This window comes from Syntrophomonas curvata (assembly GCF_052976825.1).
Genome location: NZ_CM129641.1, coordinates 2,485,467 through 2,501,864 on the forward strand (window position 1 = coordinate 2,485,467; position 16,398 = coordinate 2,501,864).

General features: G+C 50.6%; 15 protein-coding genes. 8 read left to right on the top strand and 7 right to left on the bottom strand.

Going from position 1 to position 16,398, the window contains the following annotated elements; all coding sequences use genetic code 11:
• Window positions 1-15 precede the first annotated feature (15 nt).
• From ACU70B_RS11275 to ACU70B_RS11290, 4 genes are all read left to right on the top strand, one after another.
• A complete protein-coding gene (locus ACU70B_RS11275; RefSeq protein WP_447183635.1) occupies window positions 16-1,317 on the top strand; it encodes an efflux RND transporter periplasmic adaptor subunit in 1,302 nt (433 codons plus the stop codon).
• Entirely contained in the window at window positions 1,310-2,032 is a 723-nt protein-coding gene (locus ACU70B_RS11280) for an ABC transporter ATP-binding protein (protein WP_447183636.1), read from the top strand. Before ACU70B_RS11275 ends, ACU70B_RS11280 begins: the two co-directional genes overlap by 8 nt.
• Entirely contained in the window at window positions 2,029-3,210 is a 1,182-nt protein-coding gene (locus tag ACU70B_RS11285) for an ABC transporter permease (RefSeq protein WP_447183637.1), read from the top strand. Before ACU70B_RS11280 ends, ACU70B_RS11285 begins: the two co-directional genes overlap by 4 nt.
• Window positions 3,211-3,579: 369 nt before the next feature.
• Window positions 3,580-4,023 (top strand): hypothetical protein, encoded by a 444-nt coding sequence (locus ACU70B_RS11290; RefSeq protein ID WP_447183638.1) that lies wholly within the window; start codon window positions 3,580-3,582, stop codon window positions 4,021-4,023.
• Window positions 4,024-4,053: 30 nt separating this feature from the next.
• Here ACU70B_RS11290 and ACU70B_RS11295 read toward each other — a convergent pair whose 3' ends face one another.
• The 7 genes from ACU70B_RS11295 to ACU70B_RS11325 form a co-directional block, all read right to left on the bottom strand.
• Window positions 4,054-4,557, bottom strand: coding sequence for a flavin reductase family protein (locus tag ACU70B_RS11295; RefSeq protein ID WP_447183639.1), 504 nt, complete (start codon window positions 4,555-4,557; stop codon window positions 4,054-4,056).
• A 172-nt stretch (window positions 4,558-4,729) separates the two neighbouring features.
• Window positions 4,730-6,490, bottom strand: a complete 1,761-nt coding sequence (locus ACU70B_RS11300) for a hypothetical protein (protein ID WP_447183640.1) — start codon at window positions 6,488-6,490, stop codon at window positions 4,730-4,732.
• Between the two features lie 124 nt (window positions 6,491-6,614).
• On the bottom strand, window positions 6,615-9,983 hold the full coding sequence (locus ACU70B_RS11305; protein ID WP_447183641.1) for a UvrD-helicase domain-containing protein: 3,369 nt from the start codon (window positions 9,981-9,983) through the stop codon (window positions 6,615-6,617).
• 123 nt (window positions 9,984-10,106) lie between these two features.
• Window positions 10,107-11,186 carry a GerAB/ArcD/ProY family transporter gene (locus ACU70B_RS11310; RefSeq protein WP_447183642.1) on the bottom strand — a complete coding sequence of 360 codons (1,080 nt, stop codon included), beginning with the start codon at window positions 11,184-11,186 and terminating at the stop codon, window positions 10,107-10,109.
• A 9-nt stretch (window positions 11,187-11,195) separates the two neighbouring features.
• Window positions 11,196-11,399: a hypothetical protein gene (locus tag ACU70B_RS11315; RefSeq protein ID WP_447183643.1), complete on the bottom strand. Its 204-nt coding sequence runs from the start codon at window positions 11,397-11,399 to the stop codon at window positions 11,196-11,198.
• 11 nt (window positions 11,400-11,410) lie between these two features.
• Window positions 11,411-12,589, bottom strand: coding sequence for a Ger(x)C family spore germination protein (locus ACU70B_RS11320; protein ID WP_447183644.1), 1,179 nt, complete (start codon window positions 12,587-12,589; stop codon window positions 11,411-11,413).
• Window positions 12,590-12,603: 14 nt separating this feature from the next.
• Window positions 12,604-14,166 (bottom strand): spore germination protein, encoded by a 1,563-nt coding sequence (locus ACU70B_RS11325; RefSeq protein ID WP_447185760.1) that lies wholly within the window; start codon window positions 14,164-14,166, stop codon window positions 12,604-12,606.
• A 170-nt stretch (window positions 14,167-14,336) separates the two neighbouring features.
• On the opposite strand from ACU70B_RS11325, the gene ACU70B_RS11330 reads away from it, so the two are divergent.
• The 4 genes from ACU70B_RS11330 to ACU70B_RS11345 are packed head-to-tail and all read left to right on the top strand — an operon-like array spanning window position 14,337 to window position 16,352.
• Entirely contained in the window at window positions 14,337-14,909 is a 573-nt protein-coding gene (locus ACU70B_RS11330) for an RNA polymerase sigma factor (RefSeq protein ID WP_447183645.1), read from the top strand.
• A gap of 6 nt (window positions 14,910-14,915) precedes the next feature.
• Window positions 14,916-15,347 (top strand): anti-sigma factor family protein, encoded by a 432-nt coding sequence (locus ACU70B_RS11335; protein WP_447183646.1) that lies wholly within the window; start codon window positions 14,916-14,918, stop codon window positions 15,345-15,347.
• Entirely contained in the window at window positions 15,344-16,009 is a 666-nt protein-coding gene (locus tag ACU70B_RS11340) for a hypothetical protein (protein ID WP_447183647.1), read from the top strand. The genes ACU70B_RS11335 and ACU70B_RS11340 overlap by 4 nt, the downstream gene beginning before the upstream one ends.
• Window positions 16,002-16,352, top strand: a complete 351-nt coding sequence (locus ACU70B_RS11345) for a GerW family sporulation protein (RefSeq protein WP_447183648.1) — start codon at window positions 16,002-16,004, stop codon at window positions 16,350-16,352. Before ACU70B_RS11340 ends, ACU70B_RS11345 begins: the two co-directional genes overlap by 8 nt.
• The last annotated feature ends 46 nt before the right edge of the window (window positions 16,353-16,398 follow it).

The window sequence follows — 16,398 nt, forward strand, 5'->3', positions numbered from 1 at the left end:
AGTGAATTTTTAAAAGTGCCTGCCCTGAATATTAAAACCATAAGCAAAAAACCAGCATTTAAGATTGCGCTGATTATAATTGTCGTTGCTCTGATAATTGGCCTTAACCTGTGGCGTAACCGTACCCATAGCGGGACTCTGGTACATACCGCTAAAGTGGAAGAAAAGGCTATGGGGGAAAAGGTATATACCAGCGGCAGCATAGAACTGCAGCAGAAACAGGAAGTAGTTGCCCGGGATACCAGGATATTGAGACAGTTATATGTAAAAACCGGCGACCGGGTTAAGGCGGGACAGTTACTGGCGGTTATGGATTGTCTGGCCGAGGAAAAAGCACTGACTGACGCCAGAGCCAGCCTGGCAACAGAAGAAGTCGATTACCAGGGCCTTATCAACCCGTCCGGGGAAGATCTGACAATAGGCAAGTCAGACTTCGAACAGGCCAGAACAGCTTACGATAATAAACAGAGAGATTGGCAGCGTAAAGAAGCTCTGTACAATGCAGGAGCTATCAGTGCCCAGGAAACGGAGACCGCCCGTCAGGAATTGGCCGCTGCGGAAGCCGCCTTCCTCAAAGCTCAAAAAGCTTATGACATTCTCTGCAATGGGCCCCGGACCGCAGAACGCAATGCCGCTGAAGCCAAATTGGAACGGGCCCAAAGTGCAGTACAGGCAGCCGAAGAAGATTTGGCTCGTTACCTCATCAAAGCCGAAATGGATGGGGTGGTATTGAATCTCGAAAATCAGCCGGGCGACATGATAAAGGCCGGAGACAAGCTTATTACCATAGGACAACCTCAGCGCCTGCAGGTCAAAGTGGGGGTAAGTGAGGCAGATGCTTCCCGGGTAAAACCGGGGCAAAAGGTAATAATAGAGGCTGCCGCCCTCCCGGGAAAAAAATTCAGCGGAAAGGTAACCGAAGTATCAGGTCTGGCCCGGGTAAAAGAGAGCAATAACACCCGCTCGGTAGAAGTACCGGTTCGGGTCAGTGTAGAGGATAAGTCGGGCCGCTTAAAACCCGGCTATTCAGTAGATTTGGAGATTATCAGCGTAGCCGCAAAGAAACGACTGGTGATACCCTACGAAGCGTTAAACCATAGTAAAGGCAAACAACAGGTTTGGATATATGATGATGGAAAAGCCCGTCTGCAGACAGTAACCACCGGCCTGGAAGGCGAACTCTACCTGGAAGTACTCAAGGGATTGAATAAAGGCGATGCCATTATACCGAGCCCGCCTCCTCAACTCAAGGAGGGACAAAAGGTGCGCCAGGCCCCCCTGCCCTCTGCAGCCGCAAAGGATGACCATCATGATTAAAATGGAGCAGATTAACAAGATATATCGCCCTCAATCCAACCCGGTGCACGCACTTCAGGACATAAACCTGCATATCGCGGCGGGAGATTTTGCTGCCATAATGGGTCCTTCCGGTTCCGGCAAGTCGACCCTGATGAATATACTGGGATGCCTGGATACTCCCAGCTCCGGCCAATACTGGCTGGGCGGAGTTGAGATCAGCAGCATGAACAGTGACGACCTGGCTGTGATACGCAATAAAAAGATCGGGTTCGTTTTTCAGAATTTCAACCTGCTCCCCCGTATGACAGCCCTGCGCAATGTAGAATTGCCCATGCTTTATGCCGGCACAGACAAAGATGAACGCAACAGCCGGGCACTTGATTGCATAAGCCGGGTAGGGATGCTGGATCGTATGCATCACCGCCCCTCCGAACTCTCCGGCGGTCAGTGCCAGCGTATTGCTATTGCCCGGGCTCTGGTAAACAGTCCGGATATTATCCTGGCCGATGAGCCTACCGGCAATCTGGACACTGCAACCAGTCTGGAAATCATGAATATTTTTCAGTCCCTGCACCGGGAAGGCCGCACCATCGTCCTGGTCACGCACGAGTCTGACATCGCGGCTTATGCCCGCCGGGTTCTGCATTTTCGGGACGGCAGATTGATAAGTGAAGTACTCAGCCCTCACCTCACAGATGCATCTGATTCAGTTGAAGGTGGTGAGCTGAAATGAATCTGAGTGAAAGCATACGGGTTGCTCTGGATTCAATCAGAGCCAATCTGCTGCGGTCGGTCCTTACCACATTGGGCATAATGATCGGCATCACCGCCGTTATCGCGGTAGTTGCAGTCGGTCAGGGCGGACAGCAGTCAATACTGAAAGAAATGGAGAAGTTCGGCAGCAATCTGTTTCAGATCTCGGTTGATTGGCGGCGGGATGAGCTTCCCACCGGCAATGAATTCAATATGCAGGATATTGAAATCATAAAAGCCAATGTGCCGGAAGTACAATACCTGCTCCCGGGCGCCGGAGCTTATACCCAGGTTAAGGGACAAAATAAGTCTAAAACTGCCCAGGTTCGAGGTACCGAGGCCGACTATGCCCGCCTGCATCCGCTGGAGATGACAGCCGGCCGCTTTCTTACCGAAAGCGATTGTCAGGGGAGAAGAAAAGTAGCCGTGATCGACGAAGACCTGGCCCGGGAACTATTCCCCCGGGATAACGCTATAGGGCAGAGAATTATAATTGATAATCAGGTACTGGTGGTATGCGGACTGGTCAAAGCCGAGAGCTCCTTCTTCGGCTCGGGGGCCAAATACGTCTATATTCCTACCCGGGTCTGGCTGGACATCTACCCCAAAAGCAACATATCTTACCTCGAAGGAGGTACCCGCAGCCCGGGAGAGGTTAAAACCGCCATGGAGAGCAGTATAAAAATACTCGAAAGGCGCCACCGGAGTGAAGGCCTCTATGACGGCTTTGATATGGAGCAAGAAATCGCGGCCGTAAACAAAGTAACCGGTGTGATGACTCTGGTGATTGGAATAATTGCCGGTCTTTCCCTGCTGGTGGGAGGTATTGGCGTTATGAATATCATGCTGGTCTCGGTAACGGAACGAACCCGGGAAATCGGTCTGCGTATGGCTCTGGGCGCCCGACGCCGGGATATCCTGATCCAGTTTCTGATCGAAGCTATAGTACTCTGTCTGCTGGGAGGTATTATCGGAATGGCCCTGGGTATCGGCGGAGCCTTCCTGATATCCGCCCTGGCCAAGTGGCCTCCCCTGGTCTCCTGGACTACTATCTTACTGGCCTTTACCTTTTCAGCCGCTATCGGCATCGTATTCGGTATCCTGCCCGCCAACCAGGCGGCCAATCTGGATCCGATAGAGGCCCTGCGCCGGGATTAACGCAGCACAAGCCCGGGGTCGTCCCCGGGTTTTCTCCTTTATGACGAGAGCGCCTTCCCTTACTGATTACATCTTAACCCTTATCTTTTGTGGATAATTTCATAATCTCCGGAAGCCTGAAAATAATGCATCAACTATTTTCCAATATATATTATAATTGACCATATCAATAAAATAGGGAAAATTATTATCATTAAGCCCCAGAATCTTCTGCGATAAGAACTTGTTGCTTTCTTAAACTGTCGTATGCTGATTATTATCACAGTTAAATCAATTAAAATACTTATAAGCAGGTGTTTGATATTCATATTAAGGGTACCTCCTCTTTCTTATAATATAAGCCCCATAAAGATGCTGCAATAGTTACCGGTGATCCTGAAATACGAGCAGCAAGCTCAAAGCTGGGTTTTAACTGCCGCCAAAAGAATAAGGGGACCAGAGGACCGCTGTCCCTCAAGGGACGCGGTTCCCTTGGCCCATGATGTTGAGCGGTATGATAGGGCTGGAAAGATAATGCCGCCTAAACTTTTGAGGTATATGATAATGGTTCTTACCTTTAACACCATAATCCCATTGTTAACCTTAAGTTTTTACTTAGCTATCAACTGGAACGCGGTTAAATACAAGTATTTTATCCTTGCTCCACTGATAGCCGGTACTTTTCTATGGTTTGCCGGACAGCTTGTGCACATGTCGTGGCTAGTATGGTTGGGTTTTGCTATGTTTATGTTGGCGGTTATTACAGACTCATCAATAAGATTTAAAAAATCACTCAAAAAACAATATGACAAGAAGAACTTCCCCTTGTCATAACCTTTTCATATTCATCTGACTTGTTTTAAACTATTCGGCTAAATAACAGCCCACGATCTCTCCGTGGAAGATCTCATGCCAGTCATTGTCCTTGTAAAATTTTTCCCTTAACTCTTTATCCAAACATTCCGCCTCCATTTTTTGGCGAAATACTATTTTACATTCATAGATCAGCCCGCATTCTCCAATATAAGGGCTGTCGATCTTGTGACCCGGCTCTGGGGATAACCGGCATTCCTGAAATTTGTCGGCTTCTCTTCCCGAACGCGTTCCGGCCATGGCCATGGCTCGCTGCAAATCCTTATTCAAGGGGACGCTAACCGTAAAATCAGCCGCATTTTTAATTAATTCATAAGTATAGCGGGAATAGCGCACCAATACTGATAAGACCGGTTTATTCCATATACGGCCGATTGTGCCCCAGCCGATAGTCATAGTGTTGATTTTATCTCCTGATTTTACCGTCAGAAAAGCTCCCCGGGGCAATTGGTTTAAAAATGGTACAACATAATCAGTATAAGCAATTTCTTGCATAATAAGATTACTCCTCTCCGGCTAAAGTGATTTATGGCTTTTTAATATAGCTTCGCCTCTGCATTAAATTATAAATCCGGCCGTAATTATTCGCTGTCATAAAACTGATTACAAGAGGAACGGCTCTTGTCACTCACAGCCGGATGCCTTTGCGTTATTGGTCTGTCACCTTTCATTCCATCCAGTAAACGCTGACCCCATCCGGGTAATAGTTGCCGTAATAACCGGGTTGGGCCTGCAAATTATCCATAAATTTGAGCGTTTGCCCGTTTTTTAAATCCATCAGGTGAAGGGCGCCCAGATCGACGTAGTCCAGCCTCTGCGTGACCAGATAACGGCCGTCCGGAGATAAGGACAGGGGGTAGTCGGCTTGTTCTTCTCCGGGCCCGCTCAGGCTCTGCGCCTGTTCAGCCCGACGGCTGAATATCTGCTGTCCGGGAACCGGCGCTTCCTGATGCCGGCCCTCTTCCTCCCAGGCCAGGCTCTCCGGACCGCGGCTGAAATACAAAGCGCTGCCGTCCGGGGCCCATATCGGCCTGCTGTCCACCCGGCCGGTTTCGCCCAATTCCCGCACCTTGAATCCGTCTTCGCCTATTTGCACTATAGCCAGATGCTTATGAATGCTGGCTTCCCGGCCTCCTCCGAGTATGACCGCTACTGCCCGGCTGTCGGGAGACCAGGCCACCCATTCCGGGTACCCCAGGGCGCCGCCGACTGGAAACAAGGTCCTTTGCTGCAGATCGACGATCTGCAGATTCATGCCGTCAGCATTTATGGAAGCGGAGTTCATGCCCAGAAAACAGGCCAGATAGCGTCCGTCCGGCGATAATTTCAGACCGGTGATGTCCCGGATATACATTCCATCCTGATAATTTCCGGCCAAAGCCGCCGGCAGCACCAGCAGGCTGCAGGCCCTGCCCTGCAAATCAATCCGGCTGAGTTCGGGCAAATTGTTCTTATCATGCACCCAGCTTACCGCCAGACTTTGCCCGTCCGGAAACCAGGCCAGTCCCGAGCCCAGGGAACGTTCGCCCGATTTCGCCAGTTCCCGATATCGCCATTGTCCGTTTTCCTGATAGGCGACCCTCAAGGCAATATTCTGAATGTCAGCTTGATTCTCCGGTTGGACCTGATAAGCGATAATATTTTCCGTCGGCGACCATACCGGGGTATGATAGGCCAGCGGCAAGTTATCAAGGCATTGGCGCCGCTGCCCGTCGGACGATACCACCCACAGATTTTTCTCTCCCGAGAACGGATCGTCGCTCGTTCTCTGCAAATAGGCCAGCCATTTTCCGTCGCGGGACCAGCCTATGATCTGTTCAATATTGCGGCCGGGCACCGGTAAAGGCTGAGTTCCCGGAGCGCTGGCATCCAGCAGCCACAACTGTTCATTCTGAATGAAAGCCAGGCGCAGCGGCAGGCTTGCTTGGCTGAGGTTTTCAGGCGCGTTCGGGGTGGGCGGCAGAGCGTCGATGTAAATAGCTCTCTCGTTGCCGTCCCAGCGGACGCTGGCCCCCAGGGCCTCGAAAAGATCGCGTCCGGGGGCGGCGATGCCGTACCGCCAGGGCTGCAGACCGCACCGCCAGGTCTTGTTCTGCCCGTCGATGGTGTAAGCATTGCTCCCCACCGTAGTACGCAGCTGCCGGCCGTTCAATGCAAACCAGGCCTGATTATCACGGACGTTCAGCCGCAATCCGGGAAGAGATTCAATGAGGGCCAGAGGCAACATGCCCACTCCGCTGGCGGGATCGATGTAGGCGGTGCTGCCCCGGAAATCACCGTTGCAATATACTTTGATGCCGGAATCTTCCTGGACTGAACCGGAAGCCGGAAGGACCGGTGACAAAACCAAAACCAATGCGAACACCATCAGCGCAACTAGCGGCATGTTTCTCATCACAAAATCTCCCGCCCTCCGGTTAAATCTCATTTTTCCGCGGCCTCCTTCAATATTTTGGGTTCTTACATTCGATATATAATGATATACGCCGGTCAACCGATCCGCTTGCATGTTTTGGTAATTTTAATAATAGTAGGTGTTGGGGCCGGCCCGATTAATCGAAAAGAGCGGCTTGCCGGTATTGAGGCTTTGGTCTGGCGGCGGCAGCATGCTCCCTGGTAAGCTGCGCCTCAGCCAGGTCGCCGGCAAAGGGAGAAAGGATGCCGGAAGTCAGTAAAAGAAGCTCGTCCCGGGCCCGGGTCATACCCACATAGAACAGTCGCCGCTCCTCGTCCACATTAACGTCAGAACGGCTGTTCCGCAAAGGAATCCGGCCGTCGTTGACGCCGCAGATGAACACGATGGGAAATTCCAGGCCTTTGGCCGCGTGAATGGTCATTAAGGAAACCGCCTCCGGGGAATAGGATTTGCCGCCGCTGCGGACCACATCGCTTTCCCGGCCCAGTATCAGGTTCTGCAGCAAAGCGGGCATGTCGTCATACATGACCGCGGTATGGGAAAGCAAGGTCATGGACTGGCGGTCGGACAGGTTATGGTCGTCAATCCAGGCATCTATGACTTTCCCCGGCTTTTCTTTATGGATGAGAAGCGCATACTTGCTCAGCATTGCCGGGAAATTCTCGGGCTGATTCGGCTGCTCCAGGGAGGGCCGAATCCCTTCCATGATTCTTGACAGAGAGGCCAGGTTCTTCTCCCCGGCCGCGTAGCTGGCCAGAACTTTTTGCTTCAGGCCGATCAAATCGTTCTTTTCCCCTTGCAGACACAGCAGCAGGGAAGCTATGTCCCCGGGGTTGAGCAAAAGCCTGAAAAAAGCCAGGGCCCGGCGCACCGGCTTATCGGCCAGGAAGTCCTCCCGCCCGGCCACCACATAGGGAATCCCCTCTTTTACCAGACATTGCTCCAGCACCCGCGCCTGCTGATTGGTGCGGTACAACAGGGCCACATCGGAAAAGCTTCGGGGCGGCCGGGCTCCTGGTCTTTTACGGCGAGACGCCGCCAGGGTCTGGGTATCCAGCATATCAATGCCGCCGACCATACGGTTTATTTCCTTGGCCACAAACAGAGCTTCGGAAAACTCATCCCGGTTTTCTATCAAACGCACTCTGAGTCCCCCCGACCTGCTCGCCTCCAGGATTCCCTCCGGACTGTCGGCGTTTTTCGGGGAGATCAGCGATTGGGCGCAAAGGATGATCTCGGGCGTGGAGCGATAATTCCGGGTCAGGCGGAACTGCCGGAGGGCCGGGAAATCCTCTTCGAATCGTGCGAAATAGCGCAGATCCGAACCCCGGAAACCATAGATCGACTGGTCCGGATCGCCGATAATAAAAATGCTTCGGCTTTCCCGGGCCCAGGCTTTGATCAAGCGATATTGAATTTCATTGATATCCTGGAACTCATCCACCAGCAAATAGGAGAAGCTGTTCCCGCCTTCAAAGCTCTGCAGCGCTTCCAGGAGGATATCGTCATAATCCATTACCCCGTAACGCTTAAGCTGCGCACAATAGGCATCGTAGAATTGAGCGGGGACTGCCGTCCGGCCTCCGCTGCCGGACCGGTGGTCGGGGCCTATCCCCTCCTGAAGGCCGGATCGCTTTTCTTCCGGCACAGCCAGGCCGTTTTTAAGCAGCGATATGCCGCGCAGAGCATCGCGGGGAGAAATCTCCAGCTGCATTTTCTTTATGATTTCCTCGATAATGGCCAGGGCATTGTATTCGTCAATAATCACGACATCGCTCCCGCCCCGCGCTTGCGACAGAATTTGCAGACCGATGGAGTGGAAGGTTCCTATGGTCATGGCGGCGGCGGTCCGTTTTTGCCCGAAATGCTTTTCCAGGCGGGCGCGCATCTCGCGGGCGGCCTTGTTGGTAAAAGTGACTGCGGTTATCTGCGCGGGATGGACGCCGCATTTTTCCACCAGGTAGGCGATGCGGCAGACCAGGGTTTTGGTTTTGCCCGTTCCCGGGCCGGCAATCACGGCAATGGCCGGACTGGAGGAGGAAACGGCCTCCCACTGCTCCCGGTTCAGATCATAGGGAATTTCCGCGGCAGCCGCACCTTGGGTTTTACCGCCGCTTTCCAGCGGATGGGCGTCGGCTGCAATCGGCGGCAGTACGTCTTGCCGGGCCGAACCCTTTTCATCGGCTGGCACCGGAGGCATTGGCGGGCTGGGCAGAATGTCGCCGGTATCGTCGAAAAAGCACAACTGGCCGGACAAGCGCTCAATCTCGCTTTTGTCCATGACCGCAATTTTACCGTATTCCCCGTCGAATCCGGGTTGTACGCTGACCTCGCCGCATCTCAGCCGGCGGATCCCTTCCGCCAGCCAGGAACCGGCGGCCAGTTCAATATCCGACAGCGTCGCCTCCCGGAGTATAAACAACTCCGGTCCCAGGCTTCTGATCAGATTCCGGTAGGTTTCGCCCACCTTCTTGCTGGCGGCCCCGGCCCCGATTGAGGAAGCGATTATCTCGGGAAGGGGAACCAGGCTTTCAAAATGCCGGGGCTGCGGTGGTATGAACCCTTCCTCCCGGTCGGCCAGGGCTTCAACCCGATGCAGTACCCCTACGGTAATCCGGCCGCCGCATACCGGACATACGCCTTGCGCAGCCCTGGTATCCGCAGGCTTCCAGCATACCTTGCAGTTTCTATGCCCGTCATAGTGGTATTTCCCTTCTTCCGGGAAAAATTCTATAGTGCCGTAAAACTCTTTGCTATGGCGGTTTTTTAACGCCTGCAGGATGTTGTGATAAGAAAGCGGGGTATCGAAAAGATTGGCTTCCCGTCCCAGTTTGGCCGGGGAATGGGCATCCGAGTTGGAAACCAGTGTAAAACCGTCCAGGGCGGAAAGACGCCAGTTCATGGGAGGATCTGAGGAAAGCCCGGTCTCCAGAGCATAGATGCAGCCGGTTAAATCTTCGAAGCACTCCTGGATATGGTCAAAGCCGGAATAGGCTCCGTACAGGGAGAAATGCGGAGTCCATATGTGGGCAGGGATGAAGATGGCCTCCGCGCACGTGTCAAGGACGATCTCCAGCAAATCCCGGCTGTCCAGGCCTAATATGGGCCGGCCGTCGGAGTGCAGATTGCCTATGGCCTCAAGCCGGCGCGATACCAGTTCGGCATGCTCCAGGCTGGGTAAGATGATCAGGTTGTGAACCTTCCTGACCCTGCCGTTCTTTTTGTATATGGAACTTATTTCACCGGTCACGATAAATTGAGGCTTGAGCAGATCGCCTGCGACTTGATCATCTCGGCGGAAACCGTCCTTGAGCGTATAGAGCCCTTCCCCCGAGGGAACCAGCTTTTCTTTCAGTTCCTCCCGCCAGGCCGGATGGGTGAAATCGCCGGTGCCGATAAGGCCGATGCCTTTGCGCCTAGCCCAGAATTCGAGCATTTCCGGCACGCAGTCCTTGCTGGTGGCTCTTGAGTATTTGGAATGGATGTGAAAATCAGCTATGAACATATAAAACACCGGCTCTTAAATCTATAGAACAGCATTTTTCCTGCTAAATATTGCTAATCAATATGATATCCTTAAATTGTCCAGGAATCAACCCGAATGATTTGCCTGGGATTGAACCGTGACTTAGACCGTACGTCGGCTGGTCTTCAGCCACGACATTAACAACAGCAAGACTGGTATGGCAAATTGAAAGGGAATCGAATAATAAGGCCATACTGCGTTTATCCAATGAAAAAACGCCAATATGTTGTCGAATACCCATATGGATAATACAACTGTCAGCACCGCTACCGGGACAACAAAGGGCTTGTGGTCGTGATCCCCTAAAAGCTGGGCGATCCCCAGAGCAGCAGCAAAAATACAAATAGCTATTTTTACTCCCCCAGCGATTATGAGATTAACTTCTACTAACGGAGTAATATCCAGGTTGGGAATCAAGGCTGTGGTTATATGAGGCGGGAATATCACTCTGGATATCAAGTCCGGTCCCAGAATCATCAAGTCGCGAACCGTAATGCCGAGTATTAATAATCCGGAAATTAATACTCCGAGAATTGAGGCCTTTAACAGTTTTCTGTGATACAAATAAGGGAAAATCATGGTGAATAATATGCTTTCTCCATAGGGGAAAGTCGTCATTAGAAACCAGGAATGTAAAATGGGCTTTACTCCCCGCTCATTAAAAGGCAAAAGGTTTTCTATATTATACTCATGAAGGTTTATCATTACCAGGAAAATCGCAATAACGCTGACAATCAATAGCGGTATCAATATTTCACTTGTCCTGGCCATTACCTCCAGTCCGTGTCTGACTAGATAAGCTGTGACTAAAACCATGCAAATGGCGACAAATACGATCGGGGTTTCGGCATAGGCGGTCGTGACCATGAATTCGGCTAGTTCTCTTGTAACCAGTGCCGCTATATGAATGAAATACCAGATATAGAGAACAGCGGTCACAGTGCCGAAAACATTTCCGAATTTATCTTTTAAGATTCCTATCAAAGACTTCCCCGGGTTCAGCAACGATATCCAGACGTTCATGCTTATAACTGCGATTCCTGCAATAATGGCCAGGATAACCGCCAGCCATGAATCCTGCAGAGCTGTGTCGGATTGATTCATAATCGCTGAACTGCCCAATAAAAATCCGGTAAGCAAGAGTGTTAATTGAACATAAGAAATACGGATATATTCAGGCACATACTCACCTCACATCATGTTAACAATACTTTCTATAATTTGGGATGGAGTCGTGATGGAAATGTCCAGAGCCAGAATCAGGCTCAGAGCCAATCCCAGAGTCATCAAAAATGAGTAAGCTAAAATAATTTTAAAGCTCTGGTTTTTTAACAAATACGGAATATCAATCAGCATGAGTATTGCGAACACCAGAATGAGACCGATGACCATCATTGTTTCTCCTTTTATTTAGGCAATACCGAAGTTTTTACCAAGCCTGCTCGGCCAATATTTGACGAAACCTTGATATTAAACTGAACCCGGCTTAGTTCTTCATCCCAGTTTTCCTTAACCTTATTCCAATATTGGGGGTGTTTTTTATGTAATATATCCCCAAACCCCATAAGATCACATTGATTATCCAGGGCTAATTCGATGCTGTTTTTCACTTCATCGGCAATAGCTCTTTCCGTCTCTTTTTTCAGCTTCTCTACTACTTCCGGAGAGCTTAGGTCACCGCCCCCCTGCTGCTCAACAATATCTCCCTGCTCATTAATTTCTATATTAAAAACAGGACTTCCATCCTTAAGCTCTACACTTGTCTTGGCTTTGGATGATATGACTTCTATAGCCACTTTGGTCCTGCGGTCAAGGGGGTTGGCGACATTTATTACCGCGCTGGATATCTTATCCTTCATAAATAATAATCCCCTGGTCTGAACCGGATTTAACCAGAATGCCAGTTTATCCTTTTTAAAAGCTGCAGCTCCTTCTATTCTAATATCCTTAATAAAAGGCTGCTCTTTATCATTCATTATTTCCACCCCCCCTATCGCCGCATCTTTTCCCGGAGTGGCCAATTCTTTCATTAAGTCGGTAAACATGATTTTTTTGATCTTGCCGATGCTGTCTTCATTGTCTATGGTGTCGGCCAGGTTAATTGCAGGAATCGTTTCCAGCTCACTCTGAAGGTTAAGTATCTTTCTGGCAGTAGTTCCCTTGGCAATTAGGATATCAGCCTTGCGGTTGGTTTGATTGCCTCTTTCCAGAAAATCCAATATCTGAGTAAGCCCGTCCCGGGCCAGAGTTTCCCCGATAACAATTATCTGAATGTGATTATGCAGAATCTTATTGCTGGCAGTTGAGAGCAGATTACGATTGGCCTCAAATACAGTATCGCCGGTTTTGGAAAGGGTCAAGGCCGCCTTATTGCCGCTCCCCCCCCCTTTCTGAGCACTTTTGAGAGCAGATGGGTTGACCAATTGTACCGTCAATTCGATTTTGTTATCCTCAGCTTTATCCAAGCCCATAGCCGCAGCAATACTGGTTTCGGACAAATCCTGGTTATTCCAGCAGCCGGTGGCAATGCACATGACTAAATTTAAAAGCAGGACCATTATTGTTAATTTGACCTGACTCGGCATTTACCATCTTCCCTTTATAATTGATTAAAATCCATTCTGTCCACGTTTTTCCTGGTAATAGACCTCGGCCTGGTAAACATCGCCCACATAGGATATCTGATAACGGTATCTTTTAAATCCATTCCGGCTAGAGGTGTAAACGGCGCCATATAAGGGATCCCGAAAGACCTTAGACTGCAAAGATGGATCAAAAATGCCGTAAGGCTTAAGGTCAGCCCCAGGAAACCCATAATATTGGAAGCAGCCAAATTAATAAGGCGCAGAAACACTGTGGTCACACCCAGGGAAGGTGAAATAAAACTGCATATAGCTGTGAGGGCAGTTACTATAACCATGATGTTACTGGCCAGGCCTGCACTTACAGCAGATTCACCCAGGACCAGGGCGCCTACGATACTGACTGCTTGGCCTATGGGTCTCGGCATCCTGACTCCGGCTTCCCTTAAAAACTCAAAGGTGATTCCCATAAAGAGGGCCTCGGCAAATGGTGAAAAAGGAATACCTTCCCTTGATGCCGCGATATTTAACAGGAGTTTAAAGGGTATTACATCCTGATGAAAGGATATTAACGCGACATAAGCGGCCGGCAGGGTAGTGGTTATTACCAGCGCAGCCGCTCTTATAATTCTTACCAGCGAAGAAAAATAAAATCGGAAATAGTAATCTTCACTGGCTTGCAGGGATTCAATAAATAAAAAAGGAACCGTCAGGGCAAAAGGGGTTCCGTCACAAAAAATCGCCACCCTGCCTTCCAATAGTTTAGCCGCAGCCACATCAGGTTTTTCCGTGCTGCCGACCGTCGGGAACAGTGAAAAAGGCGCATCTTCAATAAACTCTTCTATATACCCCGACTCTAAAACAGCATCTATCTTTATTTCTTCCAATCTCTTCCTGACTGTATCCACGATACCTTCATGAACGATACCTTTGATGTAACAGATACATACGTCAGTATTGGTCTGGGAGCCCAGTTTCATTTTTTCAAACTTCAGATTAGGATTTTTGATTTTACGGCGAATCAGGGCCAGGTTAGTTTGCAAGTTCTCAATAAAGCCCTCCCTGGGACCCCGCACCACTGACTCCGTATCGGGTTCCTCAACCGGTCTTTTTTCCCATCCTTTGGTGTCAGCTTTCAGAGCGGTATGGCAACCCGATATGAATATGACGGTATCGCCGGATAAAATAGAGACTACCGCATCAGTAAAATTGTAAACCCCAGTCAACTGATTGGCAGTCAGTAATTCTTTTTGCAGGAGGTTGATGATATTGCTGTATTTCAAGTCAATTTTATGGGACTCAATCATTATTGGTTTCAAGATGTCTGCGTTAACCATCTGTTTGTCAACCAAGCCTTCCATAAAACCGATCATAATGCTTATTTCATCATCCGTCCCCAATGAGATCTCCCGTAAACAGAAGTCGTCGCAGTCAGCAAATACCCGGTTTAACTCCAGCTTGGCCTGTTCTAGGGACCGGGGAATATTCTGTACCTTACAGCCGTCAACTGCCGGGTCTTTTTTTTGATCGTTGGCTGATTTAAGTTTTAGATAGTTGAACGCCCGAAATAGCTTTTTAATTTAAGTATCCCCTTAACTTTTGTTTATTAAGTTCTTCATCTATCGGCATTTTTATACCCCCGCCTTTACTTCTGTCATCCATGGTCTGCCCGGAGCAAATTATTTTGTTTTATTGAAACTTTTTAATATAATTGCGGGTATAGATTAATGATAAGAAAGGGGGAGCATCGTTGGCCGAGGAAGACCGCCAACTGGTAATAAGGTGCCGTGACCGGCAGGAAAAGGCCTATCGCGAATTGATGCGCCGCTATGAAGGCTATGTCTACCACCTTTGCCGCAGCATGACCGGCAACCGGGAGGATGCCCTGGATCTGACCCAGGAAACCTTCATCCGGGCTTTTCAGGGATTGGACAGTTATCAGTTAAACCGTCCTTTTAGACCCTGGCTGCGTCAGATCGCCATCAACACCTGTGTCAATTTCCTGCAAAGGCATTCGTCTGCCCCTTTGTTCTTAGATCAGCCGCTGGGGGACGGCAAACTCACCCTGGCCGATACGGTTGCTTCCCCGGAGGACCCGGCCCGGGAAATCGAATGGCGGGAGGCCGGCCGCTTTCTTCAGGAGGCTTTGGACAGACTGCCTCAGGTATACCGACTATTGATAACCCTTCGCCATCAGGAAGGGATGAGCTATCGGGAAATAGCCGAACAGACCGGAGTGCCGCTGGGTACGGTGAAAACCCATTTATTCCGGGCCCGGGCCGCGCTGCGGAAAGAATTCTCCACCTACTACGCTTGGGAGTGATATAAGGTGCAGTGCAATCAGGAAAATCTGCAGATGTATCTGGACGGGGAAACGGACGCCTTGACCCGAAAAGAAACGGAAGGGCATTTGGCCCGCTGCCGCTCATGCCGCCAGGAAATGGGGCGTTTGCAGCTGCTGTGGCTGGAACTGGGGCAGAACGGTGAAGAGGAAATTCCGGCGGAACTATCTTATCTTCGCTCACAGACCCTTCATCAGGTTCTGCACAATCAACCGGATGATTCGAAGACGGCGCCAAGTTACTGGGAGGCCCAGAAATTAGCCTGGCGCCCCGCCTTACTGGGGGCCAGTTATTTTCCGGGTATAAGCCTGATTTCCGCGGCCGGTCATCAGGTCCCCAAATTGATGTCGGGGGCCGCGTCTGTGGCCCGGCGGCTGCTATTCCCGCCCCGGAGCAACCAGGGAGGGGCCGCTAAGTGACCGAGGTTATGTTTTACGTGCTTATCGCCCTGGCCGCGCTGCTGGGCGTTATATTGCTGGCTCCGGTGCATATCGATTTCAGAGGGGAATATGCGCAAACCCTGAGTTTTCACGGCCGGTTAAGGTGGGCCGGAGGGCTGCTGAGCCTGGACCTGAGACACGGCGAAGGAAGGCTGGAGCTGACCCCGGGCTGCCTGGGGCTGAAAAAAACTTTAAAAAACGCCGAAGAAAAAAAGCAGCCCGGCGGCCTGAAACTCCGTTCCGGTAAAAAAAAGAGGAAAGGACAATCGGAATTTTCCCCCCTCTCTTTCCTCAACCTCCGGTTGTTGCAGGCGGTATATGAATCTATCCGCCGGCTGCTGCGGGCCCTGCATCTAAACATGAAACTGTCAGGGGTTTATGGTTTTGACGATCCGTCCCTGACCGGAATTGTGCTGGGGGTAATGACCGCCCTGAACACCGGAATGAGCTACTCCATAGATCTCAAACCGGAATTTGCCGGGGAGGCGGTCGATCTGCGGGGGGATATTAAAGCATGGTTTATTCCCCTTCACATACTGATCATAGGATTGAGGCTTATTTTTAAGAAGGCGGTCAGAGCCATTTGGTGGCCGAAGATAAAAAACAGTAGAAAACATAAGGAGGCTGTTCAGTATGCTTAAAGACAATATCGAAGCGCTCGTTTCCCATCTGGAAAACATGGTCCAAGCCAAGACGGTAGTCGGAGAACCTATCCAGAGCAACGGCAAGACAGTCATTCCGCTGCTCTCGGTGCGGGTAGGTTTCGGTACCGGCGGAGGGGAAGGCAGTGCGCCCCAGCAGGGGGTGGGCAAAGGTGAAGGTGGCGGCGCCGGGCTCAGCATATCGCCGACCGCGCTGTTGATCGTTGACGAAAATGAGGTGCAGGTTTATTCGCTCAATCAAAAGGGGAGCCTGGAAAAACTACTCCAATTGGTGCCGGAAGTCATGACCAAAATGGGCAAAAACGGCGGCTCCTGCTGCTGATCGGAACACACCCCACCGGACACAGGGGGAATGTTTCTGGCATGCA

Excerpts from the sequence above, each read along its gene's own strand:
- ACU70B_RS11305 (WP_447183641.1), bottom strand. The coding sequence starts at position 9,983 with ATGTTCATAGCTGATTTTCACATCCATTCCAAATACTCAAGAGCCACC.
- ACU70B_RS11345 (WP_447183648.1), top strand. The coding sequence starts at position 16,002 with ATGCTTAAAGACAATATCGAAGCGCTCGTTTCCCATCTGGAAAACATG.
- ACU70B_RS11295 (WP_447183639.1), bottom strand. The coding sequence starts at position 4,557 with ATGCAAGAAATTGCTTATACTGATTATGTTGTACCATTTTTAAACCAA.
- ACU70B_RS11280 (WP_447183636.1), top strand. The coding sequence starts at position 1,310 with ATGATTAAAATGGAGCAGATTAACAAGATATATCGCCCTCAATCCAAC.
- ACU70B_RS11300 (WP_447183640.1), bottom strand. The coding sequence starts at position 6,490 with ATGAGATTTAACCGGAGGGCGGGAGATTTTGTGATGAGAAACATGCCG.
- ACU70B_RS11320 (WP_447183644.1), bottom strand. The coding sequence starts at position 12,589 with ATGCCGAGTCAGGTCAAATTAACAATAATGGTCCTGCTTTTAAATTTA.
- ACU70B_RS11285 (WP_447183637.1), top strand. The coding sequence starts at position 2,029 with ATGAATCTGAGTGAAAGCATACGGGTTGCTCTGGATTCAATCAGAGCC.
- ACU70B_RS11315 (WP_447183643.1), bottom strand. The coding sequence starts at position 11,399 with ATGATGGTCATCGGTCTCATTCTGGTGTTCGCAATACTCATGCTGATT.